Below are 255 nucleotides of genomic sequence, written 5' to 3' on the forward strand. Positions count from 1 at the left end.
GATCGACTGTGCTGTACAGCATCGCCAGATCGAAGACTTCGATCTCAGGCTTCACGTTGTGATCGAGCATGAGTTGCGCGAGCGAGCGCACGAAGTCGGGCGGGTTCTCGTACACGATCGTCGGAAAGTTCACGGAACCGGTGGCGAGCGACGCCATGTCCGGCTTCAGGTCCAGCATCGCGCCGCGCTGCTCGAACGATCGTCCGCGGCCGCCCGTCGAGAACTGAATGATGATGTCCCGACAATGCTTGCGGA

General features: G+C 60.8%; 1 protein-coding gene. It reads right to left on the bottom strand.

The annotated features are described in order from the left end of the window. Positions 1–255 (bottom strand): 3-keto-5-aminohexanoate cleavage protein (locus NCR38_RS34060; RefSeq protein ID WP_250478545.1); only part of this gene is annotated, 255 nt, incomplete at both ends.

The sequence above is a fragment of the Caballeronia sp. INML1 genome (assembly GCF_023631085.1).
Taxonomy (GTDB): Bacteria; Pseudomonadota; Gammaproteobacteria; order Burkholderiales; family Burkholderiaceae; genus Caballeronia; species Caballeronia turbans.